The 14920-nt window shown below is 71.5% G+C and carries 16 protein-coding genes; 6 read left to right on the top strand and 10 right to left on the bottom strand.

Annotated features, from left to right (window positions below; genetic code table 11):
• Positions 1 to 32: 32 nt before the first annotated feature.
• From AB0C33_RS32645 to AB0C33_RS32660, 4 genes are all read right to left on the bottom strand, one after another.
• A complete protein-coding gene (locus AB0C33_RS32645) occupies positions 33 to 3395 on the bottom strand; it encodes a TcpE family conjugal transfer membrane protein (RefSeq protein WP_358294439.1) in 3363 nt (1120 codons plus the stop codon).
• Positions 3396 to 3450: 55 nt separating this feature from the next.
• On the bottom strand, positions 3451 to 3696 hold the full coding sequence (locus AB0C33_RS32650) for a hypothetical protein (protein ID WP_352325464.1): 246 nt from the start codon (positions 3694 to 3696) through the stop codon (positions 3451 to 3453).
• Positions 3697 to 3777: 81 nt separating this feature from the next.
• Positions 3778 to 4530 carry a conjugal transfer protein gene (locus tag AB0C33_RS32655; protein ID WP_352352933.1) on the bottom strand — a complete coding sequence of 251 codons (753 nt, stop codon included), beginning with the start codon at positions 4528 to 4530 and terminating at the stop codon, positions 3778 to 3780.
• Positions 4531 to 5153: 623 nt separating this feature from the next.
• Positions 5154 to 5453, bottom strand: coding sequence for a hypothetical protein (locus AB0C33_RS32660; RefSeq protein WP_352325459.1), 300 nt, complete (start codon positions 5451 to 5453; stop codon positions 5154 to 5156).
• A 197-nt stretch (positions 5454 to 5650) separates the two neighbouring features.
• Between AB0C33_RS32660 and AB0C33_RS32665 the strand changes: the two genes are divergently transcribed.
• Positions 5651 to 5950 carry a hypothetical protein gene (locus AB0C33_RS32665; RefSeq protein WP_358294440.1) on the top strand — a complete coding sequence of 100 codons (300 nt, stop codon included), beginning with the start codon at positions 5651 to 5653 and terminating at the stop codon, positions 5948 to 5950.
• A gap of 14 nt (positions 5951 to 5964) precedes the next feature.
• On the opposite strand, the gene ychF is transcribed toward AB0C33_RS32665, so the two are convergent.
• Complete coding sequence (ychF, locus tag AB0C33_RS32670) at positions 5965 to 7041, bottom strand: redox-regulated ATPase YchF (RefSeq protein ID WP_352352936.1); 1077 nt, start codon at positions 7039 to 7041, stop codon at positions 5965 to 5967.
• An 11-nt stretch (positions 7042 to 7052) separates the two neighbouring features.
• The gene (locus AB0C33_RS32675; RefSeq protein WP_358294441.1) at positions 7053 to 7778 is read right to left on the bottom strand and encodes a hypothetical protein; all 726 of its coding nucleotides are present in this window, start codon (positions 7776 to 7778) and stop codon (positions 7053 to 7055) included.
• 86 nt (positions 7779 to 7864) lie between these two features.
• On the opposite strand from AB0C33_RS32675, the gene AB0C33_RS32680 reads away from it, so the two are divergent.
• Both AB0C33_RS32680 and AB0C33_RS32685 read left to right on the top strand, forming a co-directional pair.
• Positions 7865 to 9130 (top strand): DNA recombination protein RmuC, encoded by a 1266-nt coding sequence (locus AB0C33_RS32680; protein WP_358294617.1) that lies wholly within the window; start codon positions 7865 to 7867, stop codon positions 9128 to 9130.
• A 14-nt stretch (positions 9131 to 9144) separates the two neighbouring features.
• A complete protein-coding gene (locus AB0C33_RS32685) occupies positions 9145 to 9654 on the top strand; it encodes a DUF6542 domain-containing protein (protein WP_358294442.1) in 510 nt (169 codons plus the stop codon).
• Here AB0C33_RS32685 and AB0C33_RS32690 read toward each other — a convergent pair.
• Entirely contained in the window at positions 9651 to 10616 is a 966-nt protein-coding gene (locus AB0C33_RS32690) for a 4-hydroxy-3-methylbut-2-enyl diphosphate reductase (protein ID WP_358294443.1), read from the bottom strand. The genes AB0C33_RS32685 and AB0C33_RS32690 overlap by 4 nt on opposite strands.
• A gap of 100 nt (positions 10617 to 10716) precedes the next feature.
• On the opposite strand from AB0C33_RS32690, the gene AB0C33_RS32695 reads away from it, so the two are divergent.
• Positions 10717 to 11790, top strand: a complete 1074-nt coding sequence (locus AB0C33_RS32695) for a hypothetical protein (RefSeq protein ID WP_358294444.1) — start codon at positions 10717 to 10719, stop codon at positions 11788 to 11790.
• A 26-nt stretch (positions 11791 to 11816) separates the two neighbouring features.
• The gene (xseA, locus tag AB0C33_RS32700; RefSeq protein WP_358294445.1) at positions 11817 to 13019 is read left to right on the top strand and encodes an exodeoxyribonuclease VII large subunit; all 1203 of its coding nucleotides are present in this window, start codon (positions 11817 to 11819) and stop codon (positions 13017 to 13019) included.
• On the opposite strand, the gene AB0C33_RS32705 is transcribed toward xseA, so the two are convergent.
• Complete coding sequence (locus tag AB0C33_RS32705) at positions 13016 to 13621, bottom strand: helix-turn-helix domain-containing protein (RefSeq protein WP_358294446.1); 606 nt, start codon at positions 13619 to 13621, stop codon at positions 13016 to 13018. The two genes, xseA and AB0C33_RS32705, sit on opposite strands and share 4 nt — an antisense overlap.
• Before the next feature lie 83 nt (positions 13622 to 13704).
• On the opposite strand from AB0C33_RS32705, the gene AB0C33_RS32710 reads away from it, so the two are divergent.
• On the top strand, positions 13705 to 14118 hold the full coding sequence (locus tag AB0C33_RS32710; RefSeq protein WP_358294447.1) for a nitroreductase family deazaflavin-dependent oxidoreductase: 414 nt from the start codon (positions 13705 to 13707) through the stop codon (positions 14116 to 14118).
• A 4-nt stretch (positions 14119 to 14122) separates the two neighbouring features.
• On the opposite strand, the gene AB0C33_RS32715 is transcribed toward AB0C33_RS32710, so the two are convergent.
• Together AB0C33_RS32715 and AB0C33_RS32720 are read right to left on the bottom strand one after the other, a co-directional pair.
• On the bottom strand, positions 14123 to 14350 hold the full coding sequence (locus AB0C33_RS32715) for an exodeoxyribonuclease VII small subunit (RefSeq protein ID WP_352325447.1): 228 nt from the start codon (positions 14348 to 14350) through the stop codon (positions 14123 to 14125).
• 36 nt (positions 14351 to 14386) lie between these two features.
• Positions 14387 to 14917 (bottom strand): DUF4245 domain-containing protein, encoded by a 531-nt coding sequence (locus AB0C33_RS32720; protein ID WP_358294448.1) that lies wholly within the window; start codon positions 14915 to 14917, stop codon positions 14387 to 14389.
• Between the last annotated feature and the right edge of the window lie 3 nt (positions 14918 to 14920).

Consider the following 14920-nt stretch of genomic DNA (forward strand, 5'->3'; position numbering starts at 1 on the left):
CATGAACGGGCCAGACCTGCTCGCATGTTCACTTAACGCTCACCGATTCTCGTGCCCGGGGGGTCACTCGCCAACTCCTCTTCGCTCGGTCGGACGGCCTGTCCGTGTGCCTGTACCGCGAAGCCTGCAACCACGACGCCGGCGAGGGCGAGGTAGGCCCGCCGTCCGGCCGCGCGCAACTGACCGGGGTCGACGATCTCCGCGCCGCCGGGCGCCAGGCCGTCCTCCCACGGGACCCTGACGATGGCCCGGCATCTGCCTCTGGCCACCGCCTCCGCCTGCTCGACGTCGGCCATCGACCGCCTGCTCACGCCGTTGACGACCATCACCGCCCGCCTGCGCAGCTCGCCGCAGCCGTGCCCGTCGAGCCATTCGTACGTCATCGCCACCGCCTCGGCCGCCTCCTCGCTCGCCGGGACCACCAGCACGAGCTGGTCGGCGTACGGCAGGATGCGGGCCGCGAGCGCGGCGGCCGGGTCGATGACCGACAGCTTGTAGTGGCGGTCGAGCAGGCGCATCGACTCGCCCAGTCGGTGGTCGGAGAAGAAGCTGCGGTCGGCGAGCCGCTGCTCGGCGCCCGCGTCGGTGTCGGCCGAGATCACCTCAAGGCCGGAGGCGGTACGGGTGGTGAAGCCCCGCATCGTCAGGTAGCCGCTGACCTGGTCGAGGCCGGACAGCAGCGACGTGAGGGTCTCCGGCGTCTCGGGCTCGATCCTGCTGGTCAGCGTGGTGCCGCCGGTGTTGGCGTCGACCGCGACGATCCGGTCGTCGCGGTAGGTGGCGAAGGTGTGGCCGAGCATGAGCGCCGTCGTGGACTGGCCCGCGCCGCCGGTGCAGCCGAGCACCACGATCCGCCTGCTGCCGCCGAACACGGCCCTGGCCCTGGCCTCGTCGATCTCGGACCCGTCGGTGCGTACGCCGCCTCCGCCCACCACGACCTGGGCGATCCGGCGCCAACCGCCGGAGTCCCGGCCCACCACGGACTCGACCCTGCGCACCCGTCCCTCGGCGGGCCTGCCGCCTTCACCGGGCCTGGGAACCGGCACAGGCGCCACGAGCCCGCCCGCCCTGTCCCCTGGCCGTCCGCCGACCCCGTCCCCTGGTCGGTCGCCGGCCCTGTCACCCGGTCGGTCGCCGACCCTGTCACCTGGCAGGCCGCCGGCGGGCCGCCGCCGCGCCGCCACGTCCCGCCCGGGCTCGCCGTACGCCTCGGAAGGCTTGGCCTGCTCGTCCGGTACGCCCCCATCGCCCTCGGACCGATCGGCCGGCACCTCCGTACGTCCGACCCCAGCCCCTTCGACGACCGCGCCCGCGTCGGCAGACACCCCTACGGCAGCCCCCTGCTCGCTGGCGGCATCCTCACCCTCGGAAACGGCCCGCCTCCCGGCACCGGCCCTCCGGTCGGGAGTGCCCTGCCCAGCGGGGACATCCTCCTCACCGGTGACAACCGGCCCGGAGGACACGTGCCCCTCGCCGGAGACCGGCCGCTCGGCAACATCCTCGCCACCAACGGAAGCTTCGCTCCCAGCGCGGGCTTCGCTGCCAGCGCGGGCTTCGCTACGGGCCGAGGCTTTGCCGCCAGCGGGCGTTTCGCTGCGCGGGGAGGCTTCCCTGTGGGCCGAGGCTTCGCCCCGAGCGGGCTCTTCGGCGGGGGCTGAGACCTCGGCGGAGGCTTCGGTGGAAGCCTCGTGCGTGGTCTCGAAGGACCGTTCGGCGTCGGGCACGTCGGGGCTCGGAGCGTCTGTGCCGGCGGCGGGAGTGGTCTCCTCGACGAAAACGCCTTCGCCTGCCGACTCGTCCTCGGCCGTCGGGACATCTGCGCTGGTCCGCGCACCCTCGCCCGAACGCGCGCTTTCTCCCACATGCGCGCTTTCTTCCAGGGGCACGCTTTCTCCCACGTGCGCGCCCTCGCCCACCTGCCCGGCTTCGCCCACGTGGCCGGGTTCGTTCACCTGCCCGGCTTCGGCTGCCGGTGGGTTGTCGGCGGGCGGGTGGGGGGTGGGGATCTGGCCCTCCAGGCGGAGGGGCGGGCCGGAGAGGGGCTTGGCGTCGGGGTCGACCGGGGGCCAGGAACGCTGGGCGCCCAGGATCACCGTCCCGGGCGCGACCCGCGGCGGCTGCCCCTTCCTGTGCTGGTCGCGGGCGATCGTGTTCTCGTCCTCGCGGCCCACGCCTTCGGGACGGCCGGCGACACCCTGGCGACGCTCGTCCGTGCTCTCACGACGTCCGGTGACGTCGTCGCGGCGCTCTGGGACGCCGCGCTCGCCTTCCGCGCGACCCGCCGCCTCACCGGGCGCGTCGGCGGTGGCGGCGAGCCGGCGCAGCCGCCGCAGGGCCTCGGTGTCGATCGGCTTGCCGGCCACGGGCCTGAGCCCCTCCGCCGACCGGATCGGCACGACAGCCCCACGACCACTCTGTACCTCGCCCGCAGCCGCGTCGGTACGCTGATCCGACGCCCTGCCGGAGTCCGTACGCTCGCCCGACGCCCTGCTCGTGGAGCCCCTGCGCGCGCTCGGCTGCGCCGCCTCCGAGGCGTCTCGCTCCTCAGGAACGGCGGCCTCGGGAACGGCGGCCTCGGGAACGGCGGCCTCGGGAACGGCAGCTTCGGAACCCACGGCCTCGTGGCCGGGCGCGTCGCGTTCGGAGCGGCGGTCGGGGGCGGCGCGGCGGGGGCGGGCCGGGAGGGCGCCGCCGGTGAGCTCGCGGCTGGCCAGCTCTCCGGCGGCGACGTCGTGCTCGACCGGCGGCAGCGCCGGTCCATTCTCATCCCCTGGGACCAGGACCAGCGGCACGTCCCGGCCGAAGGCGGGGGCGGGACGGCGGGCCTGCGGCGCCAGCGCGGGCGCCGTGCCCCGCCTGGTACGCGACCCCCACCCGGTACGCGCCTCCGCCACCGGCGCCTGCTGGGCGGCCGCCGCCGCGGCGGCCACGGCCGGACGGACCTGGCGCGGACCCGTGATCCGCTGACCCTCACGCTTGCGCTGCGGCTGGCGGGACTTGCGCGCCGCCTTGGCCTTGACCCGCACCGGAGTGGTACGCCAGATGCGCCCCGAGAACGTGACCGCCTCAGGCTCGGAGGTGGGCGCGAGCCGGTACCAGGCCTTGGGCTGGCCCAGGTAGCGCAGCTGGGACTCCAGAAGCTCGGTGAGCCGCTTGCCCTCGATGACGGGACGCGTGGACAACCACGTCACGATCCCCGGCGGGACCAGGAACAACACGTGCCACGGCATGGCCACCGGCACGCCCACCAGGATCAGCAGGAGCGACCACGGCACGAACACCCCGACGAACACGCCGATCCAGACGATGGGGAGCGGCATCGGGAGGCGAAGGTCGTAGAGCTTGTAGAGCCGCTTCTCGATGCGCCAGATGTTCGTATACGTGGGCAGGTCCACGCAGTCCTCCTCTCCACCCGCTCGTACATGACCGCCCTGGAGCGGTCTCAACCCTTTACTTGATGCCGAGAGCGCCCGCGATCGCCTTCGCCGTCACCTCGATGATGTTGGGCACGTAGAAGATCACTCCGATGGCCACAGCCAGGATGAGGAACTGGACGAAACGCGTGATCTCGCGGGTGAAGAGGAAGAAGAGCGCGACCACGGAGACGACTACCAGGAACAACGGGGCAAAGAAGGCACGCAGGAAGTTGGCGAGCCCTCCGGTGTCAATGCCGGTCGGCGACGGCGACGGCGACATTTCGATCAAGGTGAGCACTACGGTCTTCAACGTCACTTCTTGTCCTCCCGGGGGGTACCGAACAACAGCGCGGTCGTGCGTCTATCCAACGGCCCGACCAGCGCCGCGGATGTCGGCGACGTACCACTTGTCGCCCTGCTTCTCCACGGTGAGGCGGTAGGCCTGCTCCAGCCGCCCGCCGACGGCGGCGGGGTCGGTGGCGCTCGGCGTGGCCGGAGCGTCGCCGTTGGGCACGATCCACACCACGACCGCCTGGATCTCTCGGGTGGCACCCCCCACAGGCACCACGATGTCCTTCAGCTCCGCGAAGGTGAAGGCGCTGCCGAAGCTCGGCAGGGTCTTCCCGGCGGCCACGTAGCGCTGCAGCCCGGCGGTGTCGCCGGAGGCGTAGTCCTTGAAGAAGCCCTCCAGTTGCGGCTTGAGCTCGGCCGCCGCCGCGTCGTCGGTCTCCGGCTTCGCGAGCTGCGGCAGGTCGGCGGGGGCCGGCGCGGGAAGGATCGCCGGACGGCCCGCGATGACGAACCGCCTGCCGTTGTCGTCGCCGGAGTAGTAGATCGGGACCGACAGCATGAGCCGGCGCGGCCCGGACTGGAAGGCCACGCTGACCACGGCGTTCTGGGCGTCGGTCGCCTCGATGTCGTACGGCTGGATCGCGACGGCGGCCATCTTGCCGAAGCCGTCCCACCACATCTGCGCGTCCATGCCCTCGGCCAGGAACGCGGCGAGCTTCCTGGTGCGGCTGGCCGCGTCTTCCGGGCTGAAATTCAGATAGACCCCCGCGAACTGGGCGGCGAAAGCCATGCCCTGGTCAGCGGGGAATCCCTTGTGCGCCACGGCGGCGCCATTCGTCGTCGTAGGCTCTTGCTGGGTAAACCGCTCAAATGGGGCACGAATCCCATTCACCACGATAACCACAATAAGCGCCCAGAGAATGATGCGGCCGGCCCAAACCAGCCACCGTCCGCCGCCACCGGACCAGCCGCCCCGACGCGGCCTGCGCGAGGGCGGCGCGTCGAAGTCTGCCATGTCCGGGCGCGCGGAAAGCTCGGGCTCGCCAGCGATCCGAGGATCGTGCTGGACGGTAGACCTACGAGCCATCACGCCTCCGCTCGCGCCGATCCCCCCGGTTGGCGCGGTGTCGTCCGTTGCCGATCCCCATCATCCGCGGTGAAGTAGTCACCCTATCCGGTCCCGCCATTCTTCCAGGAAAGCCACGCCCATGCTGCAGGCATGACCGCCCTGACGGCAAACCGGATCCGTATGGCAGACGTCAGCGCCGGTTCCCGTCACTTACTGGCGGAATCACCATTTGACCAGGCCAGACGCCCATTTCCGCCTAGCGCGGCAGACATGGATACCTGTCCAAAACAGGCATAGATGCTCACGACCTGCGCATTTGGCATGAGAGGAGGACAGAGGGTGTTATGCACCACTTCTGGGGGTACGACAGTCTCGGCTCAGGCGGGCTCGGGGTCCTGGCTCGCGCGTGCCCGGCGACGGCTGTGCAGGTCGACGACCGTGGGTGACACCGCGCGCTCCAGCGACCCACGCAGGTCGGCGAGCATCGAGGCGGCGTCCCGCTCCCGCATGCGGCTGGCCAGCTCGTTGCGCTCGTCGACCTTCCTGCGCAGGTACGCCTCACGGTTGACGCGCAACCCGTACATGAGCTCGACCCTGATCAGGGCCAGCTCCTCCTCCAGGCTGATGCCCGCGAGGGTGGGCGCCGGACGTCGTTTCCGGATGATGCGTCGGATCATGAGGGCCTCCCGAGTCAGCGTGAACGCCGTGACGATTCGACGCGTAGGGACCCAAAGTGGTTGACGCGTCAGTTGTCCCGGAATCACATAATCCCGGAGGGGCCTGCGCGTTCGTCATCCGGACGATGGGCTTTCGACGGCGATCCGCCGGTAACCTAGCGTAGCGAAAGTTAGCCCACCGTGATTGGACTGATGTGATGCGTCGCCTCGCCGCCGCCCTCCTGCCCGCCGCCGCGCTCGCCGCGTTCGCCCTCTGCGCGCCCTCCCCGGCCACCGCCGCGCCCTCCTGGGTCACCGACAGCGAGTGCACCGAGGCGGGCGGCAAGGTCTCCCCCGTCGGCCGCGGCAAGGCCGTGTGCCAGGGCGGCACGTACACGAACGAGATGATCCACTTCGACAAGAAGCCCGCCGGCAACGGCGGCGGGGGCCCGCTCAGCGGGGGCGGCGGCCCGCTCAGCGGCGGCCCCGCGGCCCTGCTCGGCGGGCTGCTCGGATAGCGCGGGCCGGCGGATCAGACGTTGAAGCGGAACTCCACCACGTCGCCGTCGCGCATGACGTAGTCCTTGCCCTCGATGCGGGCCTTGCCCGCGGACCGGGCGCTGGCGATGGAGCCCACTTCGACCAGGTCGTCGAAGGAGACCACCTCGGCCTTGATGAAGCCGCGCTGGAAGTCGGTGTGGATCACGCCGGCCGCCTCGGGCGCCGTGGCGCCCTTGCGGATCGTCCAGGCCCTGGTCTCCTTCGGGCCGGCGGTCAGGTAGGTCTGCAGGCCCAGCGTCTCGAAGCCGACCCGGGCGAGCTGGCGCAGGCCCGACTCCTCCTGGCCGACCGACTGGAGCAACTCCAGGGCCTCCTCCTCGTCGAGCTCGACCAGCTCGGACTCGATCTTGGCGTCGAGGAAGACGGCCTCGGCCGGCGCGACGATGGCCGACAGCTGCTCCTTGAGCGCGGTGTCGGTCAGCTCGTCGGCGTCGAGGTTGAAGACGTAGAGGAAGGGCTTGGCGGTGAGCAGGTGGAGCTCGCGCAGCTCCTCCCGGTCGAGGCCGCTCTCGAAGATGGTCCTGCCGGTCTCCAGGACGGCCAGCGCGGCCTCGGCGGCCTCCAGCGCCGCCTTCTTGTCCTTGTTGTTGCGCGCCTCCTTCTGCAGGCGCGGCACGGCCTTCTCCACCGTCTGCAGGTCGGCCATGATCAGCTCGGTGTTGATGGTCTCGATGTCCCGCTTGGGAGAGATCTCGCCGTCGACGTGCGTGACGTCGGGGTCGCCGAAGACGCGGATGACCTGGCAGATCGCGTCGGTGTCGCGGATGTTGGCGAGGAACTGGTTGCCCCGGCCCTGCCCCTCCGAGGCGCCCTTGACCAGGCCCGCGATGTCGACGAACTCCACCTTGGCGGGCAGGATACGGGCCGAGCCGAAGATCTCGGCCAGCTTGGGCAGGCGGTCGTCGGGCACGCCCACGATCCCCACGTTGGGCTCGATGGTGGCGAACGGGTAGTTCGCGGCGAGTGCGTTGCCGGTCTTGGTCAGCGCGTTGAAAAGCGTGGACTTACCGACGTTGGGCAGGCCGACGATGCCGATGGAAAGGCTCACGGACAGCGAGTTTACTTGCTGAGCAGGTGCAGGCAGGTCACCGGACGGTAGGTCCCGGCCGCCGCGCGCAGGTAGCGCTGGACGCCGGCCGGGCAGGCCGCTGGCGTGCTCTCGAAGGAGACGACGCGGGCCCAGGCCGCCGACGAGTCACAGGCGGCCCTGGTCACGGCCGACCTGGCGACGACGTCGGCGGGCGGTCTGACCACGCACGCGCCCTCGGCGAGCACCTGACCGCCGGGGCCCAGGCAGACGACGTTCGCTCCGCTTTCGAGCGTGTCGAGGGTGGTCGAGGGGCATTCGTCGGCGGTCGAGGCGATCGCGATGGATCTGCCGTACCAGCCGGTGCCCGCGCACGGGCGTTCCCGTCCGTCGAGGGCCACGCAGTCGCCGGGCCTGAGCAGGCCGCCGCCACCACCGGGCACGCCGGCGTGCGGGGCCAGGAAGGACCGCACGCAGGCCGTGCGGCCCAGGCCGATGCGCAGCACGTCGTCGGTGTCGTCGGGGCAGTCGGCGGGCCGCGGCGGGTCGTGGGCGACGGCCAGCACCTCGAAGTCGCCGCCGTTGCAGGGGATCAGCGCGTAGCGGTCGGTGACGCAGGCGCCGGGCGTCCAGCGCAGGGTCGGACGGGTGGCCGCCGGCCCCTCGGCCCCGGGACCGGTGATCACGGCTCCGGCCAGGGCGATCAGGGCGACCGACACCGCGGACACGGCGACGGCGAGCCTCGTACCGGTAGCCATCCCAATACTGTGCGTGACGGATCAGTCGGCGCACAAGCGGATTCCGCAAGCGTGTCGGGAAGATCCCGACGCGATGTGCTGCAATCATCGTTGGAGTGGATGTCGTCTCGCTGCTCATCGGACTCGCCCTCGGACTCCTCGTCGGCTTCCTGGTCGCCAGGACCCGCGCGGCGGTGCGGGTGGCCGAGGCCGACGCGCGGGCCAGGTCGGCCGCCGAGAAGCTGGTCTACGTCGAGGAACAGCTCGCCGAACGGTTCCAGGCCCTGTCCACGCGCGCCCTCGACGTCAACAACGTGCGTTTCCTCGAACTGGCCGAGACCCGGCTGTCGGCCAGCCGCGCCGAGGCCGCCGGCGATCTCGACCAGCGCAGGCAGGCCGTCGAGCACCTGGTCGAGCCGCTGAAGGACGCGCTCGCGCGGGTCGAGTCGCAGCTTCGCGACACCGAGGCCGGGCAGCGGGCGGCGCGGGCGGAGCTGGCCAAGCAGATGGAGTTCGTGCAGCAGAGCAACGAGCAGCTGCGCTCGCAGACGACCGCGCTGGTCAGGGCCCTGCAGCGGCCCGAGGCGCGCGGGCGGTGGGGCGAGCTGCAACTGCGCCGGGTGGCCGAGATCGCCGGGATGCAGCGCCACTGCGACTTCGAGGAGCAGGTCGTCGAGGGCGCGATGCGTCCCGACATGGTGGTCAGGCTGGCCGGCGGCAAGAACATCGTGGTCGACTCCAAGGTCTCGCTCGCGGCCTACCTGGAGGCGGCCGAGGCGGGCGACGAGTCGCTGGCCACCGTCCGGCTCGACGCGCACGCCAGGCACGTCCGCGAGCACGTCGACCGACTGGCGGCCAAGGCGTACTGGCAGGGGTTCAACCCCTCGCCGGAGTTCGTGGTGCTCTTCATCCCGGGCGAGGCGTTCCTCGCGCCCGCGCTCGAACGCGACCCCGCGCTGCTGGAGTACGCCATGGCGCGGCGGGTGCACATCGCCACCCCGACGACGCTGATCACGATGCTGCGCACCGCCCACTACGCCTGGCAGCAGGCCGCGCTGAGCGAGAACGCGCGGGCGGTGTTCGAGCTGGGCAAGGAGCTGTACGAGCGGCTGTCGTCCCTCGGCAGGAACGTGGAGTCGCTGGGCAAGGCGCTGACGCGGGCGGTGGAGGCGTACAACAAGTCGGTCGGTTCGCTTGAAAGCCGCGTCCTGGTCACCGCACGCAAACTCAACGATCTGGGCGTCGTGGACGGCGATCTGGACGCCCCGGACATGCTCGAAGGGCTGCCGAGACCCCTGGCCTCGCCCGAACTGCTCGAAACCACGTCTCTGATTTCGCACTCGAACGGTAAGTTGGCAGGCGGGTCGCCGTAAACGGGGGTGGGACAGTGGCAGAGAAGGGCAGGCGTTCTGGCGTCAGGCTGACCGCTCGCGGCGCCATCGCGCTCACCTTGGTCGCCACCCTGGCGGGCTATGTCCTGACCGCGGTGCTCGGCCTGTCCTACCTGGTGGGGGCCGCGTTCGTGGTGTCGAGCCTGCTCGGCGTGCTCCTGGTCAACAAGCGCGAGCTGCTGTCGCTGGTGGTCACGCCGCCGCTGGTGTTCTTCTGCGCGACGCTCTTCGTCGAGCTCGGACGCGCGTTCGGCTCGGTGTCGATCATGCAGTCGCTGGCCCTCGGCCTGTACGGCTCGCTGACCCGCGGCGCCCCCTGGCTGTTCGCCGGCTCGGCGGTCGTGCTGGCCGTCGCCTGGCGGCGCGGCCTGCGCGACAACGTGCGGGAGCTGCGCGAGGAGCTGAAGGCGGGCGCGGAGATGCCGCGCCCGCGCCAGCCGTTCGTGCCCGAGCCGGAGGGCTACTTCGAGCCCAAGGTCTACGGCACCCCGCGCGGCGACGACTAGGACACGCGAAGGTCCTTGCGCAGCTCGTGCGGGAGCGCGAAGCGCATGCTCTCCGGCACCGACTCGACCTCGCGCACGTCGCCGAAGCCGTGCCCGGCCAGCCGCGCGAGCACCTCGTCGACCAGCTCCTCCGGCACCGACGCGCCGCTGGTCACGCCGACCGTGGTGACGCCGTCGAGCCATTCGTCCTGGATGAAGCCGGCGTTGTCCACCAGGTACGCGGCCTCGGCGCCGTAGTCTTTGGCCACCTCGACCAGGCGCTTGGAGTTGGACGAGTTCTCCGACCCCACCACGATCACGAGCTGGGCCTCGGCGGCGATCTCCTTCACCGCGACCTGCCGGTTCTGGGTGGCGTAGCAGATGTCGTCGCTCGGCGGGTCGATCAGGGTGGGGAAGCGCTCCTTGAGGCGGGCGACCGTCTCGGTGGTCTCGTCGACCGACAGGGTGGTCTGCGACAGCCACACGAGCTTGTCAGGGTCCTTCACCTGGACCTTCTCGACCGAGTCGAGGCCGTCGACGAGCTGGATGTGGTCGGGGGCCTCGCCCGAGGTGCCCTCGACCTCTTCGTGGCCTTCGTGCCCGATGAGCAGGATGTCGTAGTCCTGGGCGGCGAACCGCTTGGCCTCGTTGTGCACCTTGGTGACCAGCGGGCAGGTGGCGTCGATGGTGCGCAGGCCCCGCTGCCTGGCCTCCTCGTGCACGGCCGGCGAGACGCCGTGGGCCGAGAACACCACGATCTCGCCCTCGGGCACCTCCTCGGTCTCCTCGACGAAGATGGCGCCCCTGGCCTCCAGCGTCTTGACGACGTGGGTGTTGTGCACGATCTGCTTGCGGACGTAGACCGGCGCGCCGTACTGCTCCAAAGCCTTCTCGACCGCTACCACGGCTCGATCGACTCCGGCACAGTAGCCGCGCGGCTTGGCTACGAGTACTCGGCGGGAAGTGGGGGTCTGGGGCTCCATACTTCTTATGCTACGTGGAGCGGCCATCAGGGCTGCGCGTGCGTGGTCGCCCGCCGTTTGCCAGACTGGCCGTCCAATACAGACCTCCCAGGGAGACGTCATGTCCCTCAGCGACGTGATACGCAACATCGCCAGAACCGTTACCAACAAGGACGAACTCAAGGAGAAGGCCAAGGACCTGCCGCTGCTCGTCGTCCAGACCACGCTCAGCGCGGCCGGGCAGGCGCTGCTGGTGGTGGACCGGGTGAAGAACTCCATCAAGGGGCTCGGCACGAAGGAGGAGCAGGAGGAGGAGCAGGAGTCCCGTCCCTCCGCCGCCGCGCAGGTCGCCGCTCCCCCGGCCGAGGAGGAGAAGCCGGCGCGCAAGGAGCCGGTCATCTTCACGCCGCGCCCTGAGGCCGCGCCCAACGGGTCGGCCAAGAGCAAGCCGGACCCGGTCATCTTCGCCCCCGCTGGCAAGACCGCCACCAAGCCGGAGACCGAGCCGAAGCCGGAGACCGAGCCGAAGGCGACGACCGAGCCGAAGCCGTCGACCGGATCCAAGGCGACGACCGAGCCCGAGCCGGAAGCCGCCGCCGACACGGAGGCCCCGGCGAAGGCCGACGCGCCGACGGAGGCCGAGCCCGCCGCCGAGGTCGAGCCGACTGCCGAGACCAAGGCCGCCGAGGCCAAGCCGGCCGCCGAGGTCGAGCCGGACGTCGTGGCTGAGGTCGCGCCCGCGGGCGAGCCCGCCGCGAAGCCCGCCAGGGCCGCCAAGGCCACGAAGACCGCCAAGAGCACGAAGGCCGCCGCGACCACCACGACCGCCAAGCCGGCCAAGCCCGCGAAGGCGACGAAGGCCGCCAAGGCCGCCGCCGAGCCCGCCGCCGTCACCGAGGTCACCGAGGAGCCCGCGGCCGCCGCCGCGTCCCAGGACGGCGTGCTCAAGGCCGCCGCGGAGGCCGTCACCGAGCCGGCCGCCCCCGTGGCGGAGCCCAAGGTCGTCCCGGACGACCTGGCCGAGCCGCTGCCCGGCTACTCCGAGCTGACCGTGGCCTCGCTGCGGGCCAGGATGCGCGGCAAGTCCGCCGAGCAGATCGGCGACTACCTCGCCTACGAGCGCGCCACCCAGGCCCGCGACGAGGTCGTCCGCATGTTCGAGAACCGGCTGGCCAAGCTGCAGACCGGGGAGTAGTCGCGGCGAACCCGTAGTCTTCCGCCATGACCTCGAAGACCTCACCCGAGTCTCCCCTGCCGATCCGCACGGTCCTGCAGATGGTGGGCGGCTGGATCGGCAGACTCGGCACGGTGTGGGTCGAGGGCCAGATCACCGATCTGAGCGCGCGCGGCGGCACGGTGTTCCTGACCCTGCGTGACCCGGTGGCCAACGTCTCGGCCCGGGTCACGGCTCCGCGCGGCGTTTACGAGGCCGCCGAGCCGCGTCCCTCCGACGGCGCGCGGGTCGTGGTGCACGTCAAGCCGGACTTCTGGGTCAACAAGGGCTCGTTCGCCTTCACGGCGATGGAGATCCGGCCGGTCGGCGTGGGCGAGCTGCTGGCCAGGCTGGAGCGGCTGCGCCGGCTGCTGGCCACCGAGGGGCTGTTCAACGCCGACAGGAAGCGGCGGCTGCCGTTCCTGCCGGGCACGATCGGGCTCGTCTGCGGGCGCGACTCGGCCGCCGAGCGCGACGTGCTGGAGAACGCCCGCCGCCGCTGGCCGGCCGTGCGGTTCAAGGTGGAGGAGGTGGCCGTCCAGGGGCCGTACGCGGTCGGGGAGGTCACCGAGGCGCTGCGCAAGCTCGACGCCGACCCCGAGGTCGAGGTGATCGTGGTGGCCCGCGGCGGCGGTTCGCTGGAGGACCTGCTGCCCTTCTCCGACGAGACGCTCGTGCGCGCGGTGGCCGCCTGCCGCACCCCCGTGGTCAGCGCGATCGGCCACGAGCAGGACAGCCCGCTGCTCGACCTGGTGGCCGACGTACGCGCCTCCACGCCCACCGACGCCGCCAAGAAGGTCGTCCCCGACGTGGGCGAGCAGCTCGCGCTGATCCGCCAGCTGCGCGACCGCGGGCGGCGGGTGCTCAACGGCTGGCTCGACCGCGAGCTGTCCTGGCTGACGTCGGTGCGCTCGCGGCCGTCGCTGGCCGATCCGGTGCGCGAGCTCGAACGCCGGGCCGAGCAGGTCGACGCGCTGCGGGAGCGGGCCAGGCGCTCGCTGACCGGCTCGCTCGACCGGGCCGCCGACGACCTCACGCACCTGCGGGCCCGCCTGGTCGCGTTGTCGCCCGCGGCCACGCTGGAGCGCGGCTACGCGATCGTGCAACATCCGTCGGGCGAGGTCGTGCGCCTGGCCAAGGACGTGCCGCCGGGCTCCACGCTGACGATCAGGCTGAGCGACGACCGGCTCACGGTCCGTACGGAGGACTAGGGCCCCCGCACGACGGCGGCGGCCAGGTCGGCGAGGCCGGCCTTGACGTCCTCCACCGTCATGCCCCGCTCCTCCCGCTGGAACTTGATCAGCCAGGCGGTGACCGGCGCGAGCAGCGCGTCGGCCAGGTAGGCGGCGTGGGCCGCCGGCCGGGCCGCGGCGAGCAGGCTCGCCAGATGCACCTGATGCACCTTGTACGGCCCGCTGTAGCGCACCTTGCCCGGCCCGTTCTCCAGCAGCAGGAACAGGTCCTGCTGCTCGACGATGCGATCGACCAGCGCGTGCAGGAACGCCGTGACCCGCTCGGCCGGCGGCGCGCCGGGCCCGAGCGGCGGCGGGCCGCTCAGGAACGCCGCCTGGAAGCGCCGCTCCCGCTCGTCGATCAGCGCGAGGACGAGCCCCGCGCGGTCGCCGAAGCGCCGGTAGACGGTGCCCACCCCGACGCAGGCGGCCTTGGCCACCTCGTCGAGCGAGAGCTCGTCGGCGCCGCGCTCGGCGATCATCGCGGCGGCCACCTCGATGATCTTCCGGCGGTTGCGCGCGGCGTCGGCCCGCTCGGGCTGGGGCTGCCCGACGACGGGCAGCAGGGGACGTGCGCACACGCCTGGAGCATAACTCCGTGGTGATCGGAGAGCTCTCCGGTATTCTCCGAATCGGAGAACTCTCCGATTATGAGGAGCTGAGGATGACCAACTCGTTCAACCAGCAGGTCATTGACGAATTCCGGGCCAACGAGGGCCGGGTGGGCGGCCCGTTCGAGGGCGCGTCGCTGGTGCTGCTCACGACGACGGGCGCCAAGAGCGGCCGGCCGACGACCACGCCGGTGATGTACCTGGCCGACGGCGACCGCTACGTGATCATCGCCTCCAACGCGGGCGCCGACAACCACCCGGCCTGGTACCACAACCTGCGCGCCAACCCCGCGGCGACCGCCGAGATCGGCACCGAGACGTTCGAGGTGAAGGCGGAGTTCATCGAGGGCGACGAGCGCGACCGGCTCTACGCCCGCATGGTCGAGATCGCCCCCGGCTTCGCGGAGTACGAGGCCAAGACCAGCCGCCGCATCCCCGTGGTGGCGCTCAACCGCACCGCCTCCTGACGGATCAGAAGGGGGCGTCGTCGGCGCCCGGCTCCGAGCGCCTCGCCATGGCGGCGGCGAGCTTGACCCGGGCGCCCTGCAGCCACTCCTCGCAGACGGCCGCGAGCCTCTCGCCGCGCTCCCAGAGCTCGATCGACTGCTCCAGGGTGAGCCCGCCCGTCTCCAGGCGGCGCACCACCTCGGTCAGCTCTTCGCGGGCCTGCTCGTACGAAGGTGTCTTCTCGTCTGCCACGGCCACCACCCTAGACGCCGCCGCGCCCGGCCAGGGTCACCCCTTGGCGCGCTGCTGCAGGAGCCCGGCCAGCTCGGTCAGCTCGGGCCAGTCGGCCGTGCCGGTGATGACGAGGGTGACGTCGGGGAGCACCCGCACGAGCGAGCGCTGGTTCTTGTCCTCGCGGAAACGCCTCTCCCACGTCACGCCGCCCACCTGCTGGCTGCCGGACGGCTTGGCGATGCCGGTCATGCGGTTGGCGAACTCGGCGGCCGGCTTCTCGTCGCTCTGGGCGAACATGGCGTGCTGCCGCTCGGCGGTGGCGTAGCCCAGGTAGAGCACCTGAGCGCCGTTCTCGCCCTTGGCGATCCTGTTGCTGTTGGGCACCCAGCCCGCCGGGTCCTTCTGCGGGGACCACACCTGGTAGGGCACGTCGTGCCCGAAGTTGGCGACGGTGATGGAGTAGTCGAGCCGCGGGATGTGCTCCTCACGGCTCTGCGGGGCGACGAGCATGAAGAGCCCCACGCCCGCCAGGCACACGAAGAGGGCTACCGCGTAGCCGTAGAAACTTTGGCTGAACCGTCGCACACT

It is taken from the genome of Nonomuraea sp. NPDC048881 (assembly GCF_040649795.1).
In the GTDB taxonomy this organism is placed as follows: domain Bacteria; phylum Actinomycetota; class Actinomycetes; order Streptosporangiales; family Streptosporangiaceae; genus Nonomuraea.

Bases quoted from the DNA above. Each gene is read 5' to 3' on its own strand.
- AB0C33_RS32650 (WP_352325464.1), bottom strand. From the start codon at position 3,696: ATGTCGCCGTCGCCGTCGCCGACCGGCATTGACACCGGAGGGCTCGCC.
- AB0C33_RS32660 (WP_352325459.1), bottom strand. From the start codon at position 5,453: ATGATCCGACGCATCATCCGGAAACGACGTCCGGCGCCCACCCTCGCG.
- AB0C33_RS32665 (WP_358294440.1), top strand. From the start codon at position 5,651: ATGCGTCGCCTCGCCGCCGCCCTCCTGCCCGCCGCCGCGCTCGCCGCG.
- AB0C33_RS32675 (WP_358294441.1), bottom strand. From the start codon at position 7,778: ATGGCTACCGGTACGAGGCTCGCCGTCGCCGTGTCCGCGGTGTCGGTC.
- AB0C33_RS32690 (WP_358294443.1), bottom strand. From the start codon at position 10,616: ATGGAGCCCCAGACCCCCACTTCCCGCCGAGTACTCGTAGCCAAGCCG.
- AB0C33_RS32695 (WP_358294444.1), top strand. From the start codon at position 10,717: ATGTCCCTCAGCGACGTGATACGCAACATCGCCAGAACCGTTACCAAC.
- xseA (WP_358294445.1), top strand. From the start codon at position 11,817: ATGACCTCGAAGACCTCACCCGAGTCTCCCCTGCCGATCCGCACGGTC.
- AB0C33_RS32710 (WP_358294447.1), top strand. From the start codon at position 13,705: ATGACCAACTCGTTCAACCAGCAGGTCATTGACGAATTCCGGGCCAAC.